Below are 6914 nucleotides of genomic sequence, written 5' to 3' on the forward strand. Positions count from 1 at the left end.
TGGCGGCCGCAGTTGTTTTCGCCGACACCCCTACCGGATGTCCGGGGCTCCTGCTCCGACGCGATCCGGGTGCGATAACGGGGCATCCTGGCGCGGCTCCGGCAGGCGCGTGATGCGCCAGTCGCCGGGTGCTCCCTCGATGTGCACGCCGTCGCCGTTGCTGATCCTGGGTGTCTCGAAGCCGGCGAGTGCGTCGGCGAACGATCGAATGAACGTGCCGTGCGTTGCCACCAGCAGTGCTCCGACAGGATGTTCGGTGGCGATGGCGTCGATAGCCGCGGTCGCGCGGGCAACGAGTGCCGGCAATGACTCCACGCCCGGCCCGACGAGATCGCCGTTGAGGGAGAATTGCGCGCGGGCTTCCAGCACGGGCATCCCTTCGAGTTCGCCGTAGTCGCGCTCGATGAGGCCGTCGCGCGTGCCGAGCATCGGTATTTCGAGCACGTCGGCCATGATGCGAGCCGTCTCGGCAGCGCGGTCGAGCGACGACCCGATGACCGCATCCCACGACTCTCCCTTGGAGCGGAATCGCTCGGCCGCATCCCTTGCCTGCTGTCGGCCCGTGTCATTCAGCGGAATGTTGCGGGAGCCCTGCATGCGCCCTTCGAAGTTCCAATTGGTTTGACCGTGGCGTACGAGTGCGATTCTCACGCTTCGAGCCTACGTGCATCCCGCCGGCTCTGCGAGCGCTCGGGCGCTTCGATCCCAGCGGTGGCGGCGATTGCTGCGCTGACGGCAGCGACTGCGGGGCTGTTCTCGCCACCCGACCTCACGTACAGTGTCACGGCGCGGGCTTGCCCGGTTTCGACGCGCTTCGCGGATGCGGGCGAAGGGCCCAGCCCGGGCAGGAACGCGGCTGCGAGCCCACGGTCGACGACGTCGGCGTGGAGGAAGAGGTCGGCCGTCTCGAACACGACGTGAGGTTCGAAGCCCGCGGAACGGCAGGTTGCGTCCGACCAGTTGCGTGCGGCGGTGCCGGCGTGCTCCATGACCCACGGGCGCGCTGCGAGCTCTTCCAGCGAGCTCTCCTGCCATTCGGCCGGAATCGCCAGGATGAGCGGGTCGGTCAGCGAGAGTCGGCTGACGATCGCGGGATCTCGCGGCAGAGGAGCTCCCGGATACTCCTCCGACAGCACGATGTCGAAGTCGCGCGCGATCAATGCGGGGATCGCGGCGCCGGCATCCACGTGTGTGAAGGCGACGGTCAATCGGGGATGAGCATTCGCGAGCTGCTCTATCGCGTCGAGTACGAGGCCCCTGGCGGCCGTTTGAAACGTGGCGATGCGTACGGTGCCGGTGACCTCGCCTCGCGAGGCAGCGACAGTCGCCTCAGCGAGTTCGAGTTCTCGCAGGATGTTCTCCGCGTGAGTGACGAGCGCTCTGGCGGCAGGGGTCAGCCGCACACCGCGCCCTGACGGCTCGAGCAGGGTGACGCCCGTTTCGCGTTCGAGCAGACCGAGCTGATGCGATATGGAGGAAGGGTTGTAGCCGAGCGCGTTCGCGACCGATGCCAGCGTTCCCCTGCGCGCGAGCTCTCGCAAGAGGCGGAGTCGGTGCACATCGTACATCCGGGCAATCCCATCCACTCATGAATAAAACACATGAGATTTCTTGTGAAAGATGGTATCGATTACGCAATCAGTTCGCCATACGCTCTCCATGAGAAGAGCAGACCGAGAACACGGAGGCAACGTGACGGCGCAGCACCAGACCGCGACCACACCGAAGGTCGACATCGACGGCGACCGGCTCTGGGCCTCCCTCATGCGGCTGGCCGAGATCGGCGCCTTTACGGACGCCGCAACAGGGCTCACGGGTGTGAACCGGCAATCGCTTACGGACGAGGACGCCGATGGCAGACGACTGCTCGTGCAGTGGATGCGGGAGGCGGGTCTCGAGGTCAGCGTCGACAGGATGGGCAATGTGTTCGGGCGTCGCGAGGGCACGCGCCCCGAACTCGCCCCCGTCATGATCGGCTCGCACATCGACTCCGTGCCGACCGCCAGTGCCTTCGACGGGTGCCTCGGCGTTCTGGGCGGGCTCGAGATCGTTCGTTCGCTCGAGCAGCGCGGCGTCGCGACAGCTCGTTCGCTCGTCATCGCCGCGTTCAGTGAAGAAGAAGGTGTCCGCTTCGGCACCGACATGCTCGGTTCCGCCGTCGCAGCGGGGCGGTTGAGCCTCGAGCACGCCTACCGGTTGCGGGACGCCGACGGGTGCACCTTCGGCGATGAACTCGAACGTATCGGCTTCAAAGGGCAACCGTCCGAACTGCTCGAGCCTGTCCATGCGTATCTCGAATGTCACATCGAGCAGGGTCCGACGCTGTTGCGTGACGATCTGCCCATCGGTGTCGTCACGGGTGTGCAGGCGATCTCGTGGCAGCGCATCACCCTGCACGGTCGAGCGGCGCACGCGGGAGCGACTCCGACGGACCTGCGAGTGGATGCGGGCCTTGCCGCAGCGCAGATCGTCGTGAAAGTCCGCGACATGGTCGATTCGGGTTCGTACGGCTGCCTGCGCGGCACAGTCGGTCGTATCGTGACCGAACCGGGGATGCCGAGCGTCGTTCCAGATCGCGCCGAGCTCACCGTCGACCTCCGCAACCCCGACAGCGCGCATATGGCGGCCGCGGAGTCCGAGCTTGCGGACTTCCTGCGCGATCTGCCGTCGCAGCAGCCGTGCGAAGGTCTCGTCGTCGAGACCGAGCGGATGGCCAGGACCGAGCCCGTCCCGTTCGATGCACGACTGCAACGAGCCATCGCCGATGCGGCGGCGAACCGGGGATACCCGACGGGGCGACTCATGTCCGGTGCCGGTCACGACGCGCAGGAGATCGTCGCTATCGCACCGGCTGCCATGGTGTTCGTGCGAGGGCAGTTCGACGGCATCAGCCATAACCCTAGGGAATACTCGACGCAGGAGGACTGTGCAGCAGGCACCCAGGTGCTCGCCGACGTTGCGCTGGAGCTCGCTGCGGAAGGAGAGCACGCATGAAGGCACTGAACACCTCCGCTCGAGACTGGCGCGCGGCACCGCTGCAACCGTCGCCGCGTGACTTTCATCGAGGAGTCACGGGCTACGAGCCCACACCGTTACGGGAGCTACCCGCCTTCGCGAGCGAGCTGGGCATCCGGCGCTTGTTCGTCAAAGACGAGTCGTCGAGACTCGGTCTGCCCGCGTTCAAAGTGCTGGGCGCGTCTTACGCGATCGCGAGAACGCTGTCGCAGCGACTCGGGCACGAAGAAGCGCTGTCGCTCGATCGGCTGCGCTCGGCGCTGGAAGGTTCTGCAGCACCGCGACTCGTTGCAGCCACCGACGGCAACCACGGTCGAGCGGTCGCACGCGTCGCTGCCATGCTGGGCGTCTCGGCTGAGATACACGTTCCGCAGGAGGTGTCCGATGCCTCGAAGCGGGCCATCGTCGACGAGGGGGCGAGTCTCATCGAGCACGGCATCCCCTACGACGACGTCGTCGCGCTCGTCGCTCGGCAGCTGCAGCCGCAGGACGTGCTGATCCAAGACACGGCATGGCACGACTATGAGACCGTGTCGGGGTGGATCGTCGACGGCTACACGACCCTGCTCGAGGAGATCGACGAGCAGCTGGAGGAGAGTCGGCTGGATGCCGTGGTCGTGCCGGCGGGTGTCGGCTCGCTCGCGCAGGCCGTCGTTGCCCACTACCGTTCAACCTCGCGAACCCCGGCGGTCGTGATCGTCGAGCCCGAAACCGCCGCGACGATCACGAGATCGTTGCAGCGGGGCAGCCCCGTCGCCGTGCCCACGGGTGACACGGTCATGACCGGGTTGAACTGCGGCACCGTTTCCAGCCTCGCCTGGTCGGTACTGCAGCACGGGGCCGACCTCGCCATCACGGTGACGGATGAGGAGGCGCTCGCGGCCGTCCGGGATCTCGAGCGAGCGATGGACGCCGGGCCCTGCGGTGCGGCGACGCTGGCGGGCATCCGGTCGGTGATGGCCGATGAACAATTGCGTTCGTCGCTGCATCTCGACGCGGATGCGGTCGTCGTGCTTCTCAGCACTGAGTCGTATGCGGCCAATCCGAAGGGTGGTGATCATGGAGATCAGTGATGCGGACGCGCAGCGGCTACTGGCCGACCTCGTGCGAATCGATTCCACGAATCCCGAACTCGTCGCCGGTGGGGCGGGCGAGTCGGAGATCGCGGACTTCGCGACCTCGTGGCTCGAACCGCGGGGCTTCGACTGCCGGCGCCTTGAGAGCACACCCGGGAGACCATCCGTCGTCGCGACCTACCGCGGTGGACGTGGCAAGCGCCTCATGCTGAACGGACACCTCGACACCGTGACGCTCGCGGGTTACTCGGGCAACGCTCTCGAACCGCTCGTGCAGGGCGGCAGGATGCACGGCCGCGGCACGTACGACATGAAAGCCGGTGTCGCAGCCATGATGACCGCGGCCGCAGGCGTCGCCCGGGCCGGGCACGGAGGCGACATCGTGCTGGCACTCGTGGCCGACGAGGAGCACGCGAGCATCGGCACGCAAGAAGTGCTCGCCGCCGGCTTCACGGCCGACGCAGCGATCGTCGTCGAACCGACCGGGCTCGACATCGTCACAGCGCACCGCGGATTCGTCTGGCTCGACATCACGGTGCACGGGAGAGCCGGACACGGGTCGAGACGAGACCTGGGAGTCGACGCGATCGCGCACACCGGCCGGGTGCTCACGGCCCTTGCGGAACACGATCGAGTACTGGCCGGCCGACCTCCGCATCCTCTGCTCGGCACTGCGAATCTGCACGCCGCGACGATCAACGGAGGAGAGGAACGCTCGAGCTACCCAGCCGAGTGCACGGTCGCCGTCGAATACCGTACGCTGCCCGGTGACTCCGCCGAGAACGTGGAACGCGAGCTACGAGCGATCGTCGACGACGCGATTGCAGACTCGCCGTGCAGCGCGGAAGTACGGGTCGTGTTCGAGCGCAGCCCGTTCCACATCGATCAGGATGCCGACATCGTGCGCGCCGTCGCCAACGGCGTCGAGGCCGAGACGGGCCGCGCACCAGAACTACCCGGCGAAGCATTCTGGACCGACTGCGCTCTGCTCGCCGACGCGGGCATCCCGACCGTGCTGTTCGGCGTCGACGGCGGTGGCGCTCACGCGGAGGACGAGTGGGTCGACCTTGCATCGTTCCGTACCGTCACGAAGGCCCTCACGCGCGTGATCGAGGGCTTCGGAAACAGCTAGGGTGACGACAAACCACGCCTAACACCCGGTTTTCATCCACAGGCTCGACACTGCGGCACCCGCGGAGCAACGCGGCAGTGTTCAACTGAGGCATGGCATACACAACGATTGACACACGGATAGGGGAGCTCACGATCGTCGGCGCAGGCAGCGTCGTGACCGGCGTCTACCAGCAGCATCACGATCCCGAACCCGACAGCTGGCTCTTCGGAGCTCGCGACGACAGGGCGCTCGCGGCCGCCGCGGATCAGCTGCTCGAGTACTTCGCAGGAGACCGCACCGACTTCACGGTCGCCACCCGCGCGCGGGGAACCGAGTTCCAGGAGCGCGTGTGGGGCGTCATACGCGAGATCCCGTTCGGTGAGACCCGCAGTTACGGTGAAATAGCGGCGGCTGCGGGAAGCCCGAAAGCGGTGCGCGCCGTAGGGTTGGCGAACCGGGCGAACCCGCTCACGGTCCTCGTGCCGTGCCACCGTGTGCTTTCGGCGAGTGGCAAGCTGAGCGGTTACGCGGGCGGCATAGAGAACAAACGGCGTCTGCTCGCGCACGAGGCCGCGATCGTCGCACGCATCGCCGCCTGACCGGTCGGCGTCGGCCAGTGGACCTTTTGTACCCTTGAAGGGTGTCGTCCAATGCAGCAGCACAGTCGCCCACCGTGAGCGTTATCGTGCCGGTGCACAATGAGATGCCACATCTCACGGAGACGATTGAGTCGGTCTTTACGCAGGAGCTCACCGACTTCGAGCTCATCGCGATCGATGACGGCTCCAGCGACGGATCGGGAGAGGAACTCGAACGACTGGCTCGCTCCGATGACCGTCTCGTCGTCATACGGCAGCCGGGGAGCGGATGGCCGGGAGGCCCGCGCAATCGGGGTCTCGAGCGCGCATCCGGCCGGTACGTGTTCTTCCTTGACGGCGACGACAAACTCGAGACCTACGCGCTGGGCACCATGGTCGCCGCGTTCGTCGCGGCCGATGCAGACCCCGTGCCCGTCGACGTCGTAATACCCAAAATGCGCGGGACGGGAGGGCGACGAATCTCGCCGCTGTTCCTGCGGTATCCGTCGGGCGACATCGCACTGGACCGCGCGATGGAAACGCTCACGCCGCAGAAGATGATTCGGCGGGAGATGATCGAGCGGGAGGGCCTGCGATTTCCAGAAGGGGTGGTCCGGCTCGAAGACGGCATCTTCATGACGCAGGCCTACACAGCCGCGCGCCGAATCACGTATAGCGGCAAACGAGTGCTCTACCTGTTTGCGAAACGCGACCGCGGCGGAAACACCTCGAGCCAGCTCTTCCGCCCGGAAGACTATGTGGACTCCTGCAGAGTCATCGCCACGACACTCGTTGAGAACGTCGCCGACTCCGAGGAAGCCGCGAGGCTGGTCTCCGAGTTCTTCGGCAAGATGGGGCTGCGCTTCTACACGCCGCGCAGATGGCGGCTCAGTCACCCGTGGCGACGGCGCGCATGGGTTCGAGCCCATCGGCAGTTCCTCGCCGACTTCGTGCCGGAAGAACTCGACGGGCGAGAGGCGCATCCCACCGACAGGGCGAAACGGGCGCTGATCCGAGACGGCAGGGTTCGTGGGCTGAGCGCGCTCATCGACGCTGAGCGTCGGCTGGATCACGGCGCCGAACTCATCGCCGCGGAGGGCGACGACGAGCTTGACCTCGTAGTGGAGCTGT

7 protein-coding genes are annotated in these 6914 nt (G+C 66.5%); 5 read left to right on the plus strand and 2 right to left on the minus strand.

Annotated features, from left to right (window positions below; genetic code table 11):
• Positions 1 to 30 precede the first annotated feature (30 nt).
• Positions 31 to 651 (minus strand): histidine phosphatase family protein, encoded by a 621-nt coding sequence (locus Q0O95_RS12545; RefSeq protein WP_293699246.1) that lies wholly within the window; start codon positions 649 to 651, stop codon positions 31 to 33.
• Positions 648 to 1568: a LysR family transcriptional regulator gene (locus Q0O95_RS12550; protein WP_293699249.1), complete on the minus strand. Its 921-nt coding sequence runs from the start codon at positions 1566 to 1568 to the stop codon at positions 648 to 650. The genes Q0O95_RS12545 and Q0O95_RS12550 overlap by 4 nt, the downstream gene beginning before the upstream one ends.
• Positions 1569 to 1659: 91 nt before the next feature.
• Here Q0O95_RS12550 and Q0O95_RS12555 point away from each other — a divergent pair, with 91 nt between their 5' ends.
• The 5 genes from Q0O95_RS12555 to Q0O95_RS12575 form a co-directional block, all read left to right on the plus strand.
• Positions 1660 to 2994: a Zn-dependent hydrolase gene (locus tag Q0O95_RS12555; protein WP_293699252.1), complete on the plus strand. Its 1335-nt coding sequence runs from the start codon at positions 1660 to 1662 to the stop codon at positions 2992 to 2994.
• Positions 2991 to 4088, plus strand: a complete 1098-nt coding sequence (locus tag Q0O95_RS12560; RefSeq protein WP_293699255.1) for a diaminopropionate ammonia-lyase — start codon at positions 2991 to 2993, stop codon at positions 4086 to 4088. The genes Q0O95_RS12555 and Q0O95_RS12560 overlap by 4 nt, the downstream gene beginning before the upstream one ends.
• A complete protein-coding gene (locus Q0O95_RS12565; RefSeq protein ID WP_293699258.1) occupies positions 4075 to 5223 on the plus strand; it encodes a M20/M25/M40 family metallo-hydrolase in 1149 nt (382 codons plus the stop codon). The genes Q0O95_RS12560 and Q0O95_RS12565 overlap by 14 nt, the downstream gene beginning before the upstream one ends.
• A gap of 92 nt (positions 5224 to 5315) precedes the next feature.
• A complete protein-coding gene (locus Q0O95_RS12570; RefSeq protein WP_293699261.1) occupies positions 5316 to 5804 on the plus strand; it encodes a methylated-DNA--[protein]-cysteine S-methyltransferase in 489 nt (162 codons plus the stop codon).
• Positions 5805 to 5845: 41 nt separating this feature from the next.
• Positions 5846 to 6914, plus strand: a 1069-nt coding sequence (locus Q0O95_RS12575; protein ID WP_293699264.1) for a glycosyltransferase family A protein, incomplete at its 3' end; no start/stop codon positions are given.

This window comes from uncultured Agrococcus sp. (assembly GCF_945915485.1).
Classification (GTDB): Bacteria; Actinomycetota; Actinomycetes; order Actinomycetales; family Microbacteriaceae; genus Agrococcus.

Bases quoted from the DNA above. Each gene is read 5' to 3' on its own strand.
- Q0O95_RS12550 (WP_293699249.1), bottom strand. From the start codon at position 1,568: ATGTACGATGTGCACCGACTCCGCCTCTTGCGAGAGCTCGCGCGCAGG.
- Q0O95_RS12555 (WP_293699252.1), top strand. From the start codon at position 1,660: ATGAGAAGAGCAGACCGAGAACACGGAGGCAACGTGACGGCGCAGCAC.
- Q0O95_RS12560 (WP_293699255.1), top strand. From the start codon at position 2,991: ATGAAGGCACTGAACACCTCCGCTCGAGACTGGCGCGCGGCACCGCTG.
- Q0O95_RS12565 (WP_293699258.1), top strand. From the start codon at position 4,075: ATGGAGATCAGTGATGCGGACGCGCAGCGGCTACTGGCCGACCTCGTG.
- Q0O95_RS12570 (WP_293699261.1), top strand. From the start codon at position 5,316: ATGGCATACACAACGATTGACACACGGATAGGGGAGCTCACGATCGTC.